The sequence below is a fragment of the Flagellimonas baculiformis genome, assembly GCF_033441575.1.
In the GTDB taxonomy this organism is placed as follows: domain Bacteria; phylum Bacteroidota; class Bacteroidia; order Flavobacteriales; family Flavobacteriaceae; genus Flagellimonas; species Flagellimonas baculiformis.
In genome coordinates, this window is record NZ_JAUZVW010000006.1 from 20,533 (window position 1) to 37,682 (window position 17,150).

The following is a 17,150-nucleotide window of genomic DNA, read 5'->3' on the forward strand; positions in this document are numbered from 1 at the left end:
AAACAAGGGCGACAAATGTCGCCCTTGTTCCATTTATATGATGGTCGGTCTTAACCTTTCAGAAAATCGCCGATCTCGCCCAGACCTTCACCCTTGTATTCTGATTTTTGGATGGCCTGCATCAACTGCATGATGTGGGCGGGGTTCATGTCCTTGCCCAAAACGCGCACTAGGGCAAAGCCCTTGTCGTCACTGTCCCCATAAATGATCACTTCGTCAATGGCATCTTCATCGCCAAGGTATTTGATCACTCCTTTGCCGTACTTGGAATTGATCTTCATCAGTTCCACAAAGTGGTCACCTTTGAGGATTTCCTTTACTTTTTTCTTCTCCATCTCGAATTCGGCCTCGTTCTCGGAATTCTTTTTGAAGGCCAACAGATTGAACTTCCTCAAGGACTCCACTGCTTCCTTTTGCGTGGGTGTCAGATCTACGCCGTCCATTTTAAGGATACTGGCCGGAACATCGATGGACAGAAAATTGGGGTTCTCGGAATTGTCCACATAATATTCCTGTAGGCTCTGCTGCGAAGAACAGGAGGCCAAAACGATGGCCATTCCTGCCAAAATGCTTTTAAAAATAGATTTCATCTGTACTCTTTTTTGATTGATTCGTTAAAATCAGCATGTCAGCTGATAATTATTGGTGGTCGGATTTCGTGTTTTGTTACACTTCCAGACCATAACTATCAGCTGACAAACTTCTTAGTTGTTCTTTCCTGCTTTGTTCAATTCTTCGGGCAGGTTCATCTTCTTGGTCAATGAATTGATCTTGTTGAGGTCGATATCCCCCGTCAGTGATAGGATCACCGTCTCAAAGTTACGGCCATCGGCCTTCACATCCTTCATTCCTGTAATGAACATCAACAGTTCGCTCACATGGTCCTCGTCCCTACCCTGCTTGATGTAGAACTTCACGTTGGCATCCTTGTCCTTCACTCGCATCAACTCTTCCATTTTGGAGGAACCCAAATAACTGTTCACGGCGGATTTCATATCGGCACCGATACTTTTGTTATCGGTGGTGAACACCTTGAGGCTTTTTAGGCTACTGGCAATATCCATAAAGTCCCTGGCCTCTGGATCGTCCACTTCCACATCTATCTTGGCCAGCAGGTTGAACATGCTCTTGTTCACCACTACGGATGTGACTTCGTCCATATCCTCGAACTTGTCAAAAAGGGATTGTGAAAACCCGGCCAAAGGCAACATTGCCACCACTGCGATTAAAATATACTTTTTCATCTTTTTCGTTTTTTAATTGTTGTTGTAAATTTTTTGTTTTGCTTCTTCGAACTCTTTTAGGTAGGCCACTTTTTCCGTGCCCCTACCAAAATTCTCGGCCAAGAGTTCAAAGGCCTTTTTGGTTTCTTGATAGGCATACTCTGCCTCTTCAAGCTCCCGTTGTTTTCTATCCTGGTATTGTTTTCCAAAATAGATGCCAAAGGTGAGAACCACTGCCGCTGCTACGGATAGCCACTTGTAATAGTTTACTCTAGGTTTTAATGGTACCTGCTTGGTGTACTTTTCTTCCTTGGCACTGGAAAAGTAGTTGAACATGGGGCGGTACTGCTGCAAGTGTGTGGCCACATCATCCTGCGAGAAGTATTCCCTAAGTTTCCGTTCCTCGGCTACGGTGGTCGTGGCCTCGAAATACTTTTCCATTAATTTTTCTATGTTATCCAATTCCATAGCTGTGTTTTTTTATCAATTCTTCCCTTACTGTTTTTCTTGCCCTGGACAGCGCCACCCGCACCGCGGTGGGTTTCATGTCCAACAGGTCACATATTTCCTCAAATTCGTATTGCTCCACATCGCGTAGCTGCAACACCATTTTTTGCTGTTCGGGCAGTTCCTTCATGATCCGCTCCATCCATCCCACACTGTCCTCGGCTTCCAGTTGGCGCTGTAGCGAGATGTTCTCGTCGCTGTAATTGCTGTGCACCAACTTTAGGTTGCCCGCCTGTTTGGATTTCAATCGGTCCAAACAAAAGTTCTTGGTCATGGTCATGGCAAAGGCCTCCACATTTTTGTACTCTCCCATGGACTCGTTTTTGGCCCATAGCTTCAGCAAAATTTCCTGTGTGGCATCTTCCGCTTCCTCCCTGGACACCAACAGGCGTTTGGCCAGTCGGTAGAGTTTGTCCTTAAAGGGCATCACCACGTTCAAAAATTCTGTCTGTTTCATTTGGTTGTCAGTTGTTTTGGGCCTTACTTATCGACCTACATTATCACGACGACGCATATCGAAATTTGTTACAAAAAATTTGTAATCTCCTTTTATGTGCCTATTTTGCATAGTGATTCTTTATATTTCAACATACGTTCCAAGCCCCTATTCTAACCTCTGTATCGAATTGGAATGAAAATTGAGGAACTTTGTAAAATTAAGCTATGAAAAAATATATTCTTCTTTTATTGGGTGTTACCATGGCCTTTACGGCCTGTAGTGATGATGACGGAATCAAGAACGGGCCTACTCCCAACCCTGATCCCGACGCGGATGTCGCTGCCCAGAACTTTATGTGGCAAGCCATGAACCTATGGTATTTTTGGCAAGGGGACGTGGCCGACCTAGCAGATGACCGCTTTTCTTCGGATGCAGAGTACACCGCTTTTTTGGAGGCCAATACAGATCCAGAAAACTTTTTTTACAGTATCTGCAACAAACATACAAGGATAGTTGGCAATGAAGCTGCAATTGATCGTTTCAGTTTTGAAGAGGAAGACTACAATGATTTAGTAAATAGTCTTTCCGGCATATCCCAAAGCAATGGTTTGGAATTTGGATTGGGACTTATCGGGGATACAGACAATGTGTTTGGTTTTGTACTATATATTTGGCCTGATTCGGATGCTGCTACCAAGGATATCCAAAGAGGTGAGTTTTTTACAAGGGTTGATGGGGTTCAACTTACCGTTAGCAATTATCGAAACCTGCTCTTTGGTGACAATAGCAACTATACCTTAGGAATGGCGACAGTATCTGATAATACGATTTCCGACAGTTCCAAAGAAGTTATGCTTACCAAGATCGAGAATCAAGTAGAAGACCCCATTTTGATTGCTGAAACATTGGATGTGAACGGTACCAAGGTAGCCTATCTGATGTACAACCGATTCCTGAGCAGCTTTGACGAACAGCTCAATGCGGCCTTTGCCCAATTTAAAGCAGAAGGAGCCACCGAATTGGTGTTGGACATGCGCTATAATCCTGGAGGTTCCGTGAATACTTCCCGCTTGCTGTCGAGTATGATTTATGGCACCGACACCAACGATGTTTATATCAAACAACGTTGGAACGATAAGATCCAGGCGGAGTTCGACGAGGAAGATCTTACGGATTATTTTGCCAATACCACTGGTGCAAGCAGCATCAACACCTTGAACTTGAACAGAGTATTCGTTATCGCCACAGGGGATTCGGCCTCTGCCAGCGAACTGGTCATGAATGGATTGGCCCCCTATATGGAAGTCATCCATATTGGTGAGACCACTAGCGGAAAAAATGAATTTTCCATCACTTTGGTGGATGATCCAGACAATGCCTTTATCTATAACAGTAGCCGTGAGAACCGAATCAACCCTGACAATAGTTGGGGGCTCCAACCTTTGGTTGGACGTAACGAAAACGCCGATGGTTTTTCCGATTACACCACTGGATTGGTTCCGGATATTGCCCTCAGCGAGGATTTGACCAACCTTGGAGTGTTGGGCGATGTGAACGAACCGCTATTGGCACGTGCACTACAAGAAATTTCAGGAGGATCTGCCAAAATGGATTTTACGGTTGAAATGGCAGCCGAATCCTTTACATCATCGAGACTACATACTCCTTTGAAAGACCATATGTATCTGGACAAACCTTTGGACATCCAAATCAAATAAAAAAAAGCGGCCAAAGGCCGCTTTTTCTTTTTACAGGTTAAGGTTCATCCCTACCCGAAAATTTCGTCCCCGGGTGGTAAATCCAATGATTTCCGTGTAATCCTCGTTCAATAAATTGTCCGCTGCCAAAAACACATTGAGTTTGTTCGAAATCAACTCGTGTCCCAGATACAGGTTTACCAATGAGAAGGAATCCAACTCAATATCCGTAAAACTTACAAAGTCGGTATCAAACCGTTGCCCCGTGTAGGCATAGCTCAACGATACATTCGTTTTCTCGCTCAATTGATATCCCAAGCTCACATTGGCCTTGTGCTTGGGAATACGAATGGCGTTGTCCCCTTTGCGTTCCGTAAACGTATAGTTGGCATCTACGGTCAGGGCATCAAAAGGAAACCATACGGCTTCCACTTCCACTCCATTCGCATCGATCTCATCAGCAATGTTGATGCTCATAAAATTGACATCATACCCAATGGCATTCTTTTCGTTTCGGTCAAAATAAAGCGTGCTGAGCCGCAACCTGTCGTTCACTTTGAATTCAAGTCCTCCTTCTATGGTCCTGTTTTCCTCGGGTTCCAGATCAGGATTTCCGCCAAATGCCCCAAACAATTGGGTCAGGTTGGGCGTAATGTATGAAGTGGCATACGAACCGAGCAATTTCACATATCCGTTCGAGGTCTGGAACACATAGGACGGATTGACGTTGTACACCACATGGTTTCCATACCCCGAATGGTTGTTCAAACGAATTCCCGCATTCAGGTTCAACCCAAAATCGGAAACATAGACCACATTCGCATAGGGATCCACAATGGTGAAATCCACATCTTCAGAAAAGACAGCTTCATCCTTGATGTAATTCACTCCAAGTATGGTATGCAACTGCTCTCCGAAAACATATTTGTTATAGAGGTCCAACACCCAATTGCTTCCCTCAGAAACACTTTCACCATAGGTGTCCTGGGAGTTGGTCTCATAATCGGTAAGAGCCGCATTGAGGTGCAAAGAACCTTTTCCATACGCAAAGGAAGAGGAAACCCCCACCCTTTCCTGTTCGTTTCTCCCGATGTTCGGGGCGTCTGCGTTCGATGCATCGTATTCGTTGCTGAACTTGGTCTGGTTGCCATAGACCGACACCTCAAAATCTTTGGATAACTGATAGCCCAGCCTCACATTGGTACTATAGTGTGAAAACACATCCTCTTCATTGTCCGGTGTCACCGCTGCGGACAATCCACTTTTGTATCGATTGGAAAAATCTACTGCATAATTGAACTTGTTCAAGGTGCCATTCACATTCACCGCATTGCTGATGCTTCCCAGGTCATAGTTCTGGTCCTCTGCGGTCTGGTTGGTACCGATAGTGGTGCTGAAACTGCCAGAAATGTCCTTTTGGGAACTTCTTTTGGTGGTGATGTTGATCACGGCCGTAGCTGCATTGGTCCCGTACAAGGTGCTTGCCGCCCCTTTGATGATCTCTATCGACGCAATATTTGTGGGTGAAAGCAATCGTAGGTCGTACTCTGCCGAAAATGTGGAGGGGTCGGACACCCTCACCCCATCGATGATCACCAAGACCTGTTTTCCCCGGCCACCACGGGCATAAACGCCCAAAACATCCCCGTCGCGGCCACGGCTACCGGCAATCTCAATACCGCTCTTGGTGTTGATGATCTCGGCAACCGTCTTACCTTGGCTGCTTTCCAGTTCTTTTGCGGTGATCTGGATTACCGTCTTTCCTGAATTTTCTCGTTTCAGTTCAAATTTTGAATCGCTCACAACAACCTCGTCCAGTTGTTGCACTTTCAAGGAATCCTGCGGTGTGTTTTGCGCAAGAAGTCCCTTGCCCGCCAATAGGGCGGCCAATAACCAAAAATGATTTTTTTTCATTTCGTTTACGTGAATAAACGGGAGCATAGTATGGTTTCCATACGTAAACTTTTATCCCGAAAGTTTAACATTGTTTGTTTGAATTGGGCAGGTCTCCTGGCTCGTTTTTATGTTGCTTTACCTTCCCATCCGTTTTGTGGACAGTGGTATCGAAGAAAACAACATCCCTTCGGGGTGCCTTTATGGGGCACAAACTTACAGTTGCGGGAACAGCTCCGGATTTGCACCGGATTCCCTTTTAATCGTACAGGAAAAATGTCCTGCACGAACCTAAATTCAGCGCGAAAGTAATCATTCCGTTCATTCTTTTTCTGCAAAAGTCAAATAATCTTACTTTTGGAGTCATGCGGAAAAAATCAATTTACATAGGAGGCATACTCGCCTTTTTGACCCTCATCGGGTGTGGCGAAAAGAAGGTTCCCATAGCCGAAACCCCTATCAAACAAGACCAAAACATCAGGCATGCCAAAGGGTTTACCGTACATACGGACAATGATGTCACCATTATAGAGGTCACGGCCCCATGGCCCGGAGCACAGCAGTCGTTCACCTACGCACTGGTCCCCAAGGAAAAATTGGCGGCCATGACCTTTCCTAGGGATGCATACGATGCCATAGTGGGTACGCCCGTGGAAAAAATGGTAGTCACCTCCACTACCCATATCCCTTCCTTGGAAGCATTGGACGAACTGGATATGGTGGTCGGCTTTCCCAATACAGATTTTATCTCATCGCCCAAAGCCAGGGAACTGGTGGAGAATGGTCAGATCAAGGAGCTGGGCATGAACGAAAGCATCAATACCGAGATTGCCCTGGCCATGAAACCCGAAGTGGTGATGGGCTTTGGGATAAACGACACCAACAAAGGTTACGAAACGCTACTAAATGCAGGTATTGCCGTAGTTTATAACGGAGATTGGGTGGAACAGACGCCGCTGGGCAAAGCCGAATGGATCAAGTTTTTTGCCCCTTTTTTTCAGAAGGAGCAGCAAGCGGACCGTATTTTCAAGGAAATCGAAACATCCTATCAGCAGGCCAAACAATTGGCCCAAAAAGCAACAGAAAAGCCTACCGTGCTCACCGGCGGGCTCTACAAGGATGTTTGGTATGTGGCCGGGGGACAAAGCTGGATGGCCCAGTTCCTGAACGATGCCAATGCCAACTATCTTTGGGCCGACACTAAAGAAACGGGAAGTATCGGTCTGAGTTTGGAATCGGTTTTGGAAAAGGCCCAACAGGCCGATTTTTGGCTCAATCCATCATCACAAACATCATATGAAGAACTCGAAAGTGTGAACGTGCACCATAAACAGTTTAAGGCCTTCACCCAAAAGAAGATTTATTCCAACGCCATTGAAAAAGGGGCCCAAGGAGGACTTGTTTTTTATGAACTGGCCCCTCAACGGCCCGATCTGGTCCTAAAGGACCTCATCACCATTTTGCACCCTGGGTTGCTGCCCGATCATGAACTCCGATTCATCAAGCCGTTACAGTAAATGCAGGGAGCAGCACCATATCGCCTTTCCTTTGTCCTATTGGGCATTGCTTTGATACTCGCATGGCTGCTGAACATCAGTTCTGGGTCGGTTAACATTCCGTTTTCCGAAGTGGTTTCCATTCTTTCGGGCACCGCTGCCCAAGTGGATACCTGGAACTACATCATCTGGGACTTTCGGGTGCCCAAGGCGTTCACCTCCATTTTGGTGGGCGGGGGGCTTTCACTGAGCGGACTTTTGATGCAGACCCTCTTCCGTAACCCATTGGCAGGGCCTTTTGTACTGGGCATCAGTTCTGGGGCCAGTTTAGGGGCCGCACTCTTGCTTATGGGAACCTCATTGCTCGTTGGAATGGGTTCATTGTCCTTTTTGGGCGATGTTTCCTTGGCCCTTGCTGCCAGCATCGGCAGTTTTTTGGTATTGGCCGTGGTGATGGTGGTTGCGCAACGGGTGAAGGACACCATGGCCCTTTTGATCATTGGGTTGATGTTCGGCAGCATCACCTCCGCAATCGTGAGTGTCCTGGCCTATTTTTCCAGTGCAGAAAACCTCCAACGGTTCATTTTTTGGTCCTTCGGAAGTGTGGGCAACCTGAATACACAGCAAATCCTTTTGTTGACGGGCATCGTTTTGATGGGCATCCTGCTCAGCATCATTTCATTGAAACCATTGAACGCCTTTCTTTTGGGGGAGCGCTATGCACAAAGCTTGGGGGTTTCCCTGAAACGGTCCCGGTTCATCATCATCATCGCAACCGGTTTATTGGCAGGTGGCATTACGGCTTTTGCCGGACCCATAGCCTTTGTGGGGTTGGCCGTGCCTCACCTCACCCGACAGCTATTTGACACCATGGAACACAAAGTGTTGGTACCGGCCGTGTTCCTCTACGGAGCCATATTGATGCTGCTATGCGATATGATCGCGCAATGGCCCAATTCGGCCAATGTATTGCCCATCAACGCCATTACCTCCTTGGTGGGTGCGCCCGTGGTGATATGGCTCTTGGTCCGAAAACGAAAAATGCTATTCTGATGGAAAACAAAAGCAAGACCATTCTTTCAACCAAGAATTTGTCCATCGGATATGGCTCAAAAATGGTGGCCAAAAATATAAGTTTTGTCTTGGAACCAGGGGTATTGTGCGGAATTGTGGGCATCAATGGGATTGGGAAATCCACGCTGCTCCGTACTTTGGGAAGGTTCCAACCCAAATTATCGGGAAGCATACAATTGGAAGGAAAAAATGTGGAAGGCCACTCCCCTTCCGACCTTTCGAAAAAATTGAGCGTGGTGTTGACCGAACCACCTGCTTCCAAAAACCTTACCGTTGGGGAACTCATTGCTTTGGGCAGACAGCCCTATACCAATTGGTTGGGCACCATGTCCCCTGAGGACCAAAAACAGGTACAGGACAGTCTGGATGCCTTTTTATTGAACGAACTCAAGCACCGAAAATGTCACGAACTGAGCGATGGACAATTGCAACGGGTGCTGATTGCACGCGCCATGGCCCAAGACACCCCAGTGATTATCTTGGACGAGCCCACCACGCATTTGGACCTCTATCATAAGGTACAGATCTTGAAAATGCTGCAACAGTTGGCCCACGACCAGCAAAAGACCATCCTTTTTTCCACCCATGAGATTGACCTCGCCATCCAATTGTGCGACAAAATCCTGATTCTGGATGGAGATACGAATCCCTTCGGTGATCCTTGTGAGCTGATTGAACAAAAGCATTTTGAACGTTTATTTCCTATGGAAATGGTACAGTTTGATGCGAAGACCGGTTCATTTAAAATCACCAAATAATGCCCGTGATCCGTTATCTTTATCCTTCAGAAACCATTACATGAGTACAGAATTGATCTACGTCATCATCGGAATAATCACTTTGGCCCTTGGGCTTTTCGGAGGCATGTATATCCAAAAACTGAAGACCAAATCCACCGAAAGCGTATGGGGCGAACGGGAACAGCAGTTGCATGCTTCCATCAAATCCCTGAACGACAAATTGCTGCTCGGTGACGAAGAAAAGAAACAACTGCAACGGGAAAAGGAACAACTGGGCAACCAATTGGTACGCTACCAAGCCGATTTGGAGAACCTTCAGCGTACGAATAGGGAACAGAAAGAGGAAGTGGAAAAGCTCCAGGAAAAGTTCACCAAGGAATTTGAAAATTTGGCCAACAAGATCTTGGAGGAAAAGAGCGAGAAATTTACGGAGCAGAACCAAAAAAATATCAAACTTATCCTAAACCCGCTCCAGGAAAAGATCCAACTCTTCGAGAAAAAGGTAGAGGAAAATCAAAAGGAGAGTTTTGGTCTGCATGCTTCCTTGAAACAACAACTACTTGATTTACAGCGGCAAAACCTAAAAATAACACAAGAGGCCGAAAACCTCACCAAAGCCCTCAAAGGCGATAGCAAAATGCAAGGAAACTGGGGAGAGGTAATCCTGACCAGAATCTTGGAGAAGTCCGGACTTACCAAGGACAGGGAGTACACCCTACAGGACAGTTTCAAAAATGAAGAAGGCAAACGACTCCAAACAGATGTCCTGATTCATCTGCCCGATGGCAAAAAGATGATCGTTGACAGTAAAGTGTCCATCGTAAGTTTTGAAAAATACGTTTCCGAAGAGGACGAGGTGCTCAAGGAACGGTACCTCCGTCAACATATCGATTCCATCAAAAGGCATGTGGACGAACTGAGCAAAAAGAACTACCAATTGTTGATCGAGGAAAGTCCAGACACCGTTTTCATGTTCATTCCAACGGAGCCTGCCTTTGCCATTGCCTCATCATTCGAGCCCAACCTGTATGAGGATGCTTTTGTGAAAGATGTCATAATCGTCACACCTTCAACGCTTTTGGCAGCCCTAAAACTGGTGGACAACCTTTGGAAGAATGACAAGCAGAAACGGTTTGCCATTGAAATTGCTACCCAGGCGGGCAATCTATATGATTCATTCACCAATTTGACCGATGAACTGTTGAAAGTTGGCAATCAAATCGGTACGGTCCAAAACACCTATCAAAGTGCCATGAAAAAATTGACGGGGAAAGGAAATTTGATAAAAAGGGTAGAAAACCTTAAATCACTTGGCGCAAAAGCCAGTAAAAGCATAGACGAGAAACTGTTGAAACGCGCCCAAGAGGACGATGAAGATCAAACACACTGACCATGAAAAAATTCCTGACCATCTTTATTGCTGTCATTGTATTGGGGACAGCGGCTTACTTTGCCTTTATTTACTATGTTCCGTTCAGTGAGGGATATCGCTCCGGGGAGCTTATCAAGTTCAGTCGGCGTGGCGTTATGGCCAAAACCTGGGAAGGGCAGATCAGTCAAGGATTGGGTGGCACCAATGTATTTTCGTTCTCTGTGGAGGACAAGGAAAAGGAGATCATCGAAAAAATGAAGGAATACCAAGGCCATTACATCAAGGTCACCTACAAGGAACGTTACGCCACCTTTTTCTGGTTGGGCGACACCAAATATTTTATCACGGAGGTACAGGAAGAAAAGTCGCCTCTTTTTAGAAACTAGTATGAAAAAATTTAAATCGTCCAAGGAAAGTAGGGTCTCCATCACCGAACTGATGCTCCCCTCCCATTCCAATTTTGGGGGCAAGGTGCACGGGGGGCACATCCTGAACCTGATGGACCAGATTGCCTTTGCCTGCGCCTCCAAGCACTCCCAAAGTTATTGCGTTACCGCTTCGGTGAACCGGGTGGATTTCCTGAATCCCATCGAGGTGGGTGAACTGGTCACGCTAAAGGCCTCCATCAACTACACGGGCAAGACCTCCATGGTGGTCGGGGTGCGTGTGGAATCCGAAAAAGTGACCACGGGAGAGGTGAAACACTGCAATTCCTCCTACTTTACCATGGTCGCCAAAGGAAAGGATGGCAAAAACAAGACCGTTCCCGGCCTGATCTTGAAGACCAAACAGGACATTCGTCGTTTTGCCCGAAGTAAGGAACGGAAAGAATCCGCCTTCCAACGGGACAGCAAGTACGAATCGGCCAATTTTAAGGTGAACGATTTTCTGGAATTCCTACAAGGGGAAAATGTTATGATGGATTTTGATTGAGTTGGGCCGCGGCCTCCTCATCCAAGAACCAAACCAGTTTTCCTGATCTCGGGTGTACCAACGATGCAGGATACACTTCTGACCCTTTCTTTTTTTCAATGATGGCCTCCACTTTTTCCGCTTTTGATGCGCCCGTGACCAAAAAGGCCACTTCCTTGGCCGTATTGATCACTTTTCCATTGATGGATACCCGTTTCTGTCCGGAATCGGGATGGGTGGCCACCACACAATGGTCCGCGGCATCCCAAAGTTCAATTTGATGGGGAAAAATGGAAGCCGTGTGTCCATCATCACCCATGCCCAAGATTACCAAATCGAATTGGGGCACCTCCTCCACTCTATCTAAATCGATTTCAAGCAGATTGGCATAGCGAATGGCCTCACCTTCAGGATCCTTTTCACCCAAAATACGGTTGATATTTTCATGAGGCGCATCAATCTTGGAAAAAAGGTGCTCCACGGTCATTTTGTAATTGCTCTCATCATCCGTAGGGGGCACACATCGTTCATCTCCCCAATAAAAATGCACTTTGGTCCAGTCCACCTTGTCCGCAAAGTTTTTGGCCAACACATCGAACACGATCTTGGGGGTACTCCCACCAGAAAGTGCCACGTGAAATGCATCATGTTCTGCCGCTTTTTCCACAAAATAGACTGAAAACTGCTCTGCGACTTCGTTTTTGTCCTTATATATTTTTATTTCCATCTAAACATTTTTGTATTCTCGACTTTTCCTTCGACTGCGCTCAGGATGACATCTCGAACTGACACCCGACTTCCAACTCTACCTACTACAACTGTCTCCCGACACGAATTTCACTAATCTTCACGAATTGATGTTCAAACATCAGGCTTCCGACTTCTGACTTCCGACTTCTAACAAATCACACAATACCCCGGATCATCGGCCAAGTTCTCTCCCGGATTACGCCAAAATCCATTCCCTTCGAACAGGTCATCTGCATTTTCGGGGCCCCAAACCCCAGCGGCATAACCGTACATCCTCACATCCTTGCCTTTCTGCCAATAATTGAGAATGGGGTCCACAAACTCCCAAGCAGCCTCCACCTCATCGGCACGGGCATATAAGGTGGCATCGCCCTGCATGGCATCCAACAACAGACGCTCATAGGCTTCCATGACATAGGTCTGGGCCAGATTGGAATAGTAAAAATCCAGATTGGCACGCTCCACTTTGAAGCCCTGCCCGGGTACTTTCACCCCAAATTTGATCAAGATGCCTTCATCAGGCTGGATCCGTATGATCAATTTATTGTCCCGGTGCATCCCCGAATCCTTAAAGATCTGATGGTGCGGCGGTTTAAAATGGATAACGATCTCCGTGACCTTGGTGGGCATCCGCTTGGCGGTGCGCACATAAAATGGAACCCCATGCCAACGCCAATTGTCCACATAAAACTTGATGGCAGCGTAGGTCTCCGTGGTGGAATCGGGATCCACATCGTCCTCTTCCCGATATCCCTTCACTTTTTTTCCATTGACCACAGAACTTACATACTGTGCCCTGATGGTATTGTCAAACAAGGTCTGTTCGTCCTCCATCACCCGAAGGGACTTGAGGGCCTTTACTTTTTCGTTCCGGATTTCCTCGGGCTGATCGCCAATGGGTGGTTCCATCACCACCAAGGAAACGATCTGCAACAAGTGGTTCTGGAACATATCGCGCAACGCACCTGATTTATCGTAATATCCGCCCCGCTTTTCTACCCCTACGCTCTCGGCATTGGTGATTTCGACGTGTTGGATATAATTTCGGTTCCAAAGGGGTTCAAAAATACTGTTGGAAAAACGGGTCACCAACAAGTTCTGCACGGTTTCCTTTCCCAAATAATGATCGATACGGTATATCTGCGGCTCAGTAAAATATTGATGGAGTCCCTTGTTCAGGTTCTTTGCCGTTTCCAAACTATAACCAAATGGTTTTTCCACGATCAACCGCTTCCAACCGTTGTTCTGTGTGTTCATCTCGGCTTCCGCCAAATTGCTGGCAATGGTCTCATAAAGGGTTGGTGGAGTGGACAGGTAATAAATGATATTGCCCGAAGTATCATGGGCTGCCTTCAGTTCCTCCACCCGCTTGCGCAAGCCTTTATAATCCACGTCATAGCTTTTCCCAAGATCTTCATAGTAAAGTTTGTCCGCAAAAGCCTTTATCTCTGCTTCATCAAGTTTTTTCAACTTATCCTTCAAGTAATCGCTATTGTAGACGACATGCTCGCGGAATGCCTCATTCGTCATATCGCTTCGGCTCACCCCCAAGACCGCAAAATTCTTGGGCAACTGTTTGGCCAGATGCAGATTGAACAGGGCTGGGATCAATTTTCTGGCAGTGAGATCTCCCGATGCCCCAAAAATTACGAGCATCTGGTTTTCGGTCTTTTTCATCATCTTTTTTTGGTTTCTGGTGGATTGGATCCAATCACCTTCAATGGTTATCCCAATGAAGCCGTTTATTTTTTGAGCATGACGAATATAAGGTTTATTTTAGGTTCCTAATTCAAGTAATGGCTTACTTAGCGTTGTATTAACGCTGGTAATCGAAAAATAAACAAGATGGCAGATACGTATGATTTTGGCCTTGTGGGCCTTGGGGTAATGGGACGCAATTTTATTCTGAATGTGGCCGACAATGGTTTTACCGCTTTTGGGAACGATTTGGATGAGGAAAAAGTGGCAGCTTTGATCACAGAAGGAGGCAATACGGATAAAGTGAATGCCTCCTCCGATGTAAAAACCTTCGTAAATGCCCTGACCACGCCCCGGAAAATCATGCTTTTGGTACCAGCCGGAAAAGTGGTGGACATCGTTATTGAAAGTCTGTTGCCCCATTTGGACAAAGGTGACATCATTATCGATGGCGGAAACTCCTTTTTTACGGATACGGACCGACGCGAATCCTATTTAAAGGAAAAAGGCATCAACTTTTTTGGTGCAGGGGTATCTGGGGGAGCCAAAGGCGCCCGACGTGGCCCTAGTATCATGCCTGGAGGTTCCAAAGAGGCTTACCAACACGTAAAACCTATTTTTGAGGCGGTTTCCGCCAAATACAAAGGTGAGCCCTGTGTGGCCTATTTGGGTCCAAAATCCGCCGGGAATTATGTGAAAATGGTGCATAACGGTATCGAATACGGGTTGATGCAGCTTACTTCCGAAATCTATGACCTGCTGAAAAAAGCAGGCGGACTCTCCAATGCAGAACTGCACCACACCTTTGCACGATGGAATCAAGGCCGATTGCAATCCTTTTTGGTAGAGATCACTTCTGAAATCTTTGAGCAAAAAGACGATTTGGGCGATGGCGAACTCGTGGACAAGATCTTGGACAAGGCCAAACAAAAGGGAACCGGAAAATGGACGTCACAAAACGCCATGGACCTAGGCATACCCATCCCCACCATCGATGTGGCCGTGAGCATGCGCGAAATTTCAGCCTTGAAAGAGGAACGTGTAATCGCTGACAATCTGTATGATCGCCCAACACCCCAAGCGGTGGAAAAAGCCGATTTTATTTCCAAAGCAGAACAGGCATTGTATTTTGCCTTTATCATCACCTATGCGCAGGGCATGCACCAATTGGCCGATGCCTCCAAGGAATATGGTTACGAACTGGAACTGGGTGAGATCGCCAAGATCTGGAGGGCAGGTTGCATCATCCGAGCCGCTTTGTTGGCCGACATCACCGATGCCTACCAAGCCAATGAGATGCTGGAAAACCTATTGCTGTCCCCTTCCTTTGTGGAAAAAGTAAAGGAAACCGTGGGTGCCGCAAGAGAATTGGTGAGTTATGGAGCCATCAATGGAATTCCCTTGGCGGGACTTTCCAATGCCCTCACCTATTTTGATGCCTATACCAGCAGCCGATTGCCGCTGAACCTCATCCAGGCGCAACGCGACTATTTTGGCTCGCACACCTATGAGCGCGTGGATCGCGAAGGGATTTTTCATACGGAGTGGGAGGAGTAAATTGAAAAGTTAAGATTTGAAAAAGTCAGTTCTTCTTATTTTACTATTTAAAGGAATATTGTATGGTCAGAGTAATGATTTAAAATCATTTGAAGAACTAATAAACAAAAAGGAGCCAGGTTGGGATATAGTGAAAGAATGGATAGATGAAGCGACAAATCCAATCGAAATTCTTGAAAAAGATACAATTAGGGCTAAAAATGCACTTCTTCAAACTCAAGTAACCACTAGATCTCCAATGGGTGCCATCGTTTATGAAACAGGAGGTATTTTGGTTGATAACGGCTGGATACGGATTTTAGGATCTGGCCATCTTAAATTGGACAGGACGCTTCCTGAGTGGAATAAAGGGAAGACATTAGAAAATTTTGGTGATTATCCAACAATCTATTTAATTGCCGATGATATTGTTGGTGGTTTTTTTGCTATCAATGGAGGTGTCCTTGGTGAGGATATTGGGAGTATTTACTATTTCGCCCCTGACACTCTTGAATGGGAGCCAATGAATATGGGATATTCTGAATTCATATGGTGGACATTTGTCGGAAATTTATCTGATTTTTACTCAAATGTCAGGTGGAAAGGATGGGAAACCGATATCAAATCCTTAGATGGTAACAAAGTAATCTCATTTTTCCCTTATCTCTGGACTAAATATGATGACATTAATGAACTTAGCCGAAAGGCCGTTCCTATAAAAGAAATATGGCTACTGCATCAAAATTTAGTTAAGCAACTGAATAACAACAATTAAATGAAAAAACTCCTCTTCCTTTTCATCTTCACCCTTTACCTAACCTTTGGTTTCGCCCAAAAAGCACCCTATATCATCTACAATGCCAAGGGCAAAAAGGTTTCCTATGAAAAAATGGTGAAAAGCTTGGAAGAAAAGGATATGGTCCTCTTCGGGGAATTGCATAACAACCCCATTTCACATTGGTTGCAATACGAGCTCACTGCCGACCTGTATGCCAAAAGACCGCTCATTCTCGGTGCCGAAATGATCGAGGCCGACAATCAGGATGAATTGGACGCCTATTTGACGGGCAGTATCGATTACAAGGCCTTGGACTCCACCGCCCGACTGTGGAACAACCACAAAACCGATTATGCTCCTTTAGTGGATTTCGCCAAGGACAAAAAATTGGCCTTTGTGGCTTCCAATGTGCCCCGTCGCTACGCCAGTCTGGTTTATAAAGGAGGTGGTTTCCAAGCGTTGGACACGCTTACCCAAGAGCAAAAGTCGTGGATAGCCCCCTTACCGATCGCTTACGACCCGGAACTGCCCGGATATAAGAACATGTTGGCCATGATGGGCGACCATGCCACACCCTCCATAGTGATGGCACAGGCCATCAAAGATGCTACCATGGCGCATTTCATCCTGAAAAATTACAAGGAAGGCAGTTTGTTCCTCCACTACAACGGAGCCTATCACAGCAATGACTATGAAGGTATTGTTTGGTACCTGAAAAAAGACCGCCCCGATTTGCAGTACGGGACCATTTCCACTGTGATGCAGGACAATGTGCACCAATTGGAAGCCGAAAACAAGGGTATTGCGGACTTTATCATCTGTGTGGACAGCAGCATGACCACGACGTATTGATCAAACTGCTTTCGAATTATATTTCATCTTCCCTAATCCATAACACCAACTTACGGAAACTATCGCTTCGAGATGTCATCCTGAACGCAGTCGAAGGAGCTATCGAGAAGTATTTGGATAGAATTACCAATTATTGGGTCTCGACTGCGCTCGACCTGACATTCGCGGAGAATTATTCCGTAT

The 17,150-nt window shown here is 46.1% G+C and carries 17 protein-coding genes and 1 riboswitch; of the genes, 10 read left to right on the top strand and 7 right to left on the bottom strand.

What is annotated here, in order from left to right; all coding sequences use genetic code 11:
- Window positions 1-50 precede the first annotated feature (50 nt).
- The 4 genes from SD450_RS10040 to SD450_RS10055 all read right to left on the bottom strand — a co-directional run bounded on the left by SD450_RS10040 (window position 51) and on the right by SD450_RS10055 (window position 2,187).
- Window positions 51-590, bottom strand: coding sequence for a DUF4252 domain-containing protein (locus tag SD450_RS10040; protein WP_318344336.1), 540 nt, complete (start codon window positions 588-590; stop codon window positions 51-53).
- Window positions 591-704: 114 nt separating this feature from the next.
- Window positions 705-1,244 carry a DUF4252 domain-containing protein gene (locus tag SD450_RS10045; RefSeq protein WP_318344337.1) on the bottom strand — a complete coding sequence of 180 codons (540 nt, stop codon included), beginning with the start codon at window positions 1,242-1,244 and terminating at the stop codon, window positions 705-707.
- A gap of 12 nt (window positions 1,245-1,256) precedes the next feature.
- A complete protein-coding gene (locus SD450_RS10050) occupies window positions 1,257-1,691 on the bottom strand; it encodes a hypothetical protein (RefSeq protein WP_318344338.1) in 435 nt (144 codons plus the stop codon).
- A complete protein-coding gene (locus SD450_RS10055; protein WP_072882493.1) occupies window positions 1,678-2,187 on the bottom strand; it encodes an RNA polymerase sigma factor in 510 nt (169 codons plus the stop codon). The genes SD450_RS10050 and SD450_RS10055 overlap by 14 nt, the downstream gene beginning before the upstream one ends.
- 206 nt (window positions 2,188-2,393) lie before the next feature.
- On the opposite strand from SD450_RS10055, the gene SD450_RS10060 reads away from it, so the two are divergent.
- Complete coding sequence (locus SD450_RS10060) at window positions 2,394-3,887, top strand: S41 family peptidase (protein ID WP_318344339.1); 1,494 nt, start codon at window positions 2,394-2,396, stop codon at window positions 3,885-3,887.
- Window positions 3,888-3,917: 30 nt separating this feature from the next.
- Here SD450_RS10060 and SD450_RS10065 read toward each other — a convergent pair whose 3' ends face one another.
- Entirely contained in the window at window positions 3,918-5,780 is a 1,863-nt protein-coding gene (locus tag SD450_RS10065; RefSeq protein ID WP_318344340.1) for a TonB-dependent receptor plug domain-containing protein, read from the bottom strand.
- A gap of 69 nt (window positions 5,781-5,849) precedes the next feature.
- A riboswitch (cobalamin riboswitch) is annotated at window positions 5,850-6,069 on the bottom strand.
- Between the two features lie 55 nt (window positions 6,070-6,124).
- Here SD450_RS10065 and SD450_RS10070 point away from each other — a divergent pair.
- Genes SD450_RS10070 through SD450_RS10095 form a run of 6 tightly spaced genes read left to right on the top strand, consistent with a single transcriptional unit; the run spans window position 6,125 to window position 11,374 of the window.
- Complete coding sequence (locus SD450_RS10070) at window positions 6,125-7,276, top strand: ABC transporter substrate-binding protein (protein WP_318344341.1); 1,152 nt, start codon at window positions 6,125-6,127, stop codon at window positions 7,274-7,276.
- On the top strand, window positions 7,277-8,308 hold the full coding sequence (locus tag SD450_RS10075; RefSeq protein ID WP_318344342.1) for an iron ABC transporter permease: 1,032 nt from the start codon (window positions 7,277-7,279) through the stop codon (window positions 8,306-8,308).
- Window positions 8,308-9,087, top strand: coding sequence for an ABC transporter ATP-binding protein (locus SD450_RS10080; RefSeq protein WP_318344343.1), 780 nt, complete (start codon window positions 8,308-8,310; stop codon window positions 9,085-9,087). The genes SD450_RS10075 and SD450_RS10080 overlap by 1 nt, the downstream gene beginning before the upstream one ends.
- Window positions 9,088-9,127: 40 nt before the next feature.
- Window positions 9,128-10,459 (top strand): DNA recombination protein RmuC, encoded by a 1,332-nt coding sequence (gene rmuC / locus SD450_RS10085; RefSeq protein WP_318344344.1) that lies wholly within the window; start codon window positions 9,128-9,130, stop codon window positions 10,457-10,459.
- A 2-nt stretch (window positions 10,460-10,461) separates the two neighbouring features.
- Window positions 10,462-10,827, top strand: coding sequence for a 6-phosphogluconate dehydrogenase (locus SD450_RS10090; RefSeq protein ID WP_318344345.1), 366 nt, complete (start codon window positions 10,462-10,464; stop codon window positions 10,825-10,827).
- 1 nt (window position 10,828) lies between these two features.
- Window positions 10,829-11,374, top strand: a complete 546-nt coding sequence (locus SD450_RS10095) for an acyl-CoA thioesterase (RefSeq protein ID WP_318344346.1) — start codon at window positions 10,829-10,831, stop codon at window positions 11,372-11,374.
- Here SD450_RS10095 and pgl read toward each other — a convergent pair.
- Window positions 11,355-12,080 (bottom strand): 6-phosphogluconolactonase, encoded by a 726-nt coding sequence (gene pgl / locus SD450_RS10100; RefSeq protein ID WP_318344347.1) that lies wholly within the window; start codon window positions 12,078-12,080, stop codon window positions 11,355-11,357. The genes SD450_RS10095 and pgl overlap by 20 nt on opposite strands.
- A gap of 170 nt (window positions 12,081-12,250) precedes the next feature.
- The gene (gene zwf / locus SD450_RS10105; protein WP_318344519.1) at window positions 12,251-13,780 is read right to left on the bottom strand and encodes a glucose-6-phosphate dehydrogenase; all 1,530 of its coding nucleotides are present in this window, start codon (window positions 13,778-13,780) and stop codon (window positions 12,251-12,253) included.
- A gap of 168 nt (window positions 13,781-13,948) precedes the next feature.
- Between zwf and gndA the strand changes: the two genes are divergently transcribed.
- From gndA to SD450_RS10120, 3 genes are read left to right on the top strand one after another with little or no spacing between them, the layout of a single operon-like run.
- On the top strand, window positions 13,949-15,358 hold the full coding sequence (gndA, locus tag SD450_RS10110; RefSeq protein WP_318344348.1) for an NADP-dependent phosphogluconate dehydrogenase: 1,410 nt from the start codon (window positions 13,949-13,951) through the stop codon (window positions 15,356-15,358).
- A 16-nt stretch (window positions 15,359-15,374) separates the two neighbouring features.
- Window positions 15,375-16,112, top strand: coding sequence for a DUF2625 domain-containing protein (locus SD450_RS10115; protein WP_318344349.1), 738 nt, complete (start codon window positions 15,375-15,377; stop codon window positions 16,110-16,112).
- Window positions 16,113-16,967, top strand: a complete 855-nt coding sequence (locus SD450_RS10120; protein ID WP_318344350.1) for a ChaN family lipoprotein — start codon at window positions 16,113-16,115, stop codon at window positions 16,965-16,967.
- Window positions 16,968-17,150: the final 183 nt, after the last annotated feature.

Coding starts and splice junctions, on each gene's coding strand:
- SD450_RS10040 (WP_318344336.1), bottom strand. CDS start 590: ATGAAATCTATTTTTAAAAGCATTTTGGCAGGAATGGCCATCGTTTTG.
- SD450_RS10045 (WP_318344337.1), bottom strand. CDS start 1,244: ATGAAAAAGTATATTTTAATCGCAGTGGTGGCAATGTTGCCTTTGGCC.
- SD450_RS10050 (WP_318344338.1), bottom strand. CDS start 1,691: ATGGAATTGGATAACATAGAAAAATTAATGGAAAAGTATTTCGAGGCC.
- SD450_RS10055 (WP_072882493.1), bottom strand. CDS start 2,187: ATGAAACAGACAGAATTTTTGAACGTGGTGATGCCCTTTAAGGACAAA.
- SD450_RS10060 (WP_318344339.1), top strand. CDS start 2,394: ATGAAAAAATATATTCTTCTTTTATTGGGTGTTACCATGGCCTTTACG.
- SD450_RS10065 (WP_318344340.1), bottom strand. CDS start 5,780: ATGAAAAAAAATCATTTTTGGTTATTGGCCGCCCTATTGGCGGGCAAG.
- SD450_RS10070 (WP_318344341.1), top strand. CDS start 6,125: ATGCGGAAAAAATCAATTTACATAGGAGGCATACTCGCCTTTTTGACC.
- SD450_RS10075 (WP_318344342.1), top strand. CDS start 7,277: ATGCAGGGAGCAGCACCATATCGCCTTTCCTTTGTCCTATTGGGCATT.
- SD450_RS10080 (WP_318344343.1), top strand. CDS start 8,308: ATGGAAAACAAAAGCAAGACCATTCTTTCAACCAAGAATTTGTCCATC.
- rmuC (WP_318344344.1), top strand. CDS start 9,128: ATGAGTACAGAATTGATCTACGTCATCATCGGAATAATCACTTTGGCC.
- SD450_RS10090 (WP_318344345.1), top strand. CDS start 10,462: ATGAAAAAATTCCTGACCATCTTTATTGCTGTCATTGTATTGGGGACA.
- SD450_RS10095 (WP_318344346.1), top strand. CDS start 10,829: ATGAAAAAATTTAAATCGTCCAAGGAAAGTAGGGTCTCCATCACCGAA.
- pgl (WP_318344347.1), bottom strand. CDS start 12,080: ATGGAAATAAAAATATATAAGGACAAAAACGAAGTCGCAGAGCAGTTT.
- zwf (WP_318344519.1), bottom strand. CDS start 13,780: ATGAAAAAGACCGAAAACCAGATGCTCGTAATTTTTGGGGCATCGGGA.
- gndA (WP_318344348.1), top strand. CDS start 13,949: ATGGCAGATACGTATGATTTTGGCCTTGTGGGCCTTGGGGTAATGGGA.
- SD450_RS10120 (WP_318344350.1), top strand. CDS start 16,113: ATGAAAAAACTCCTCTTCCTTTTCATCTTCACCCTTTACCTAACCTTT.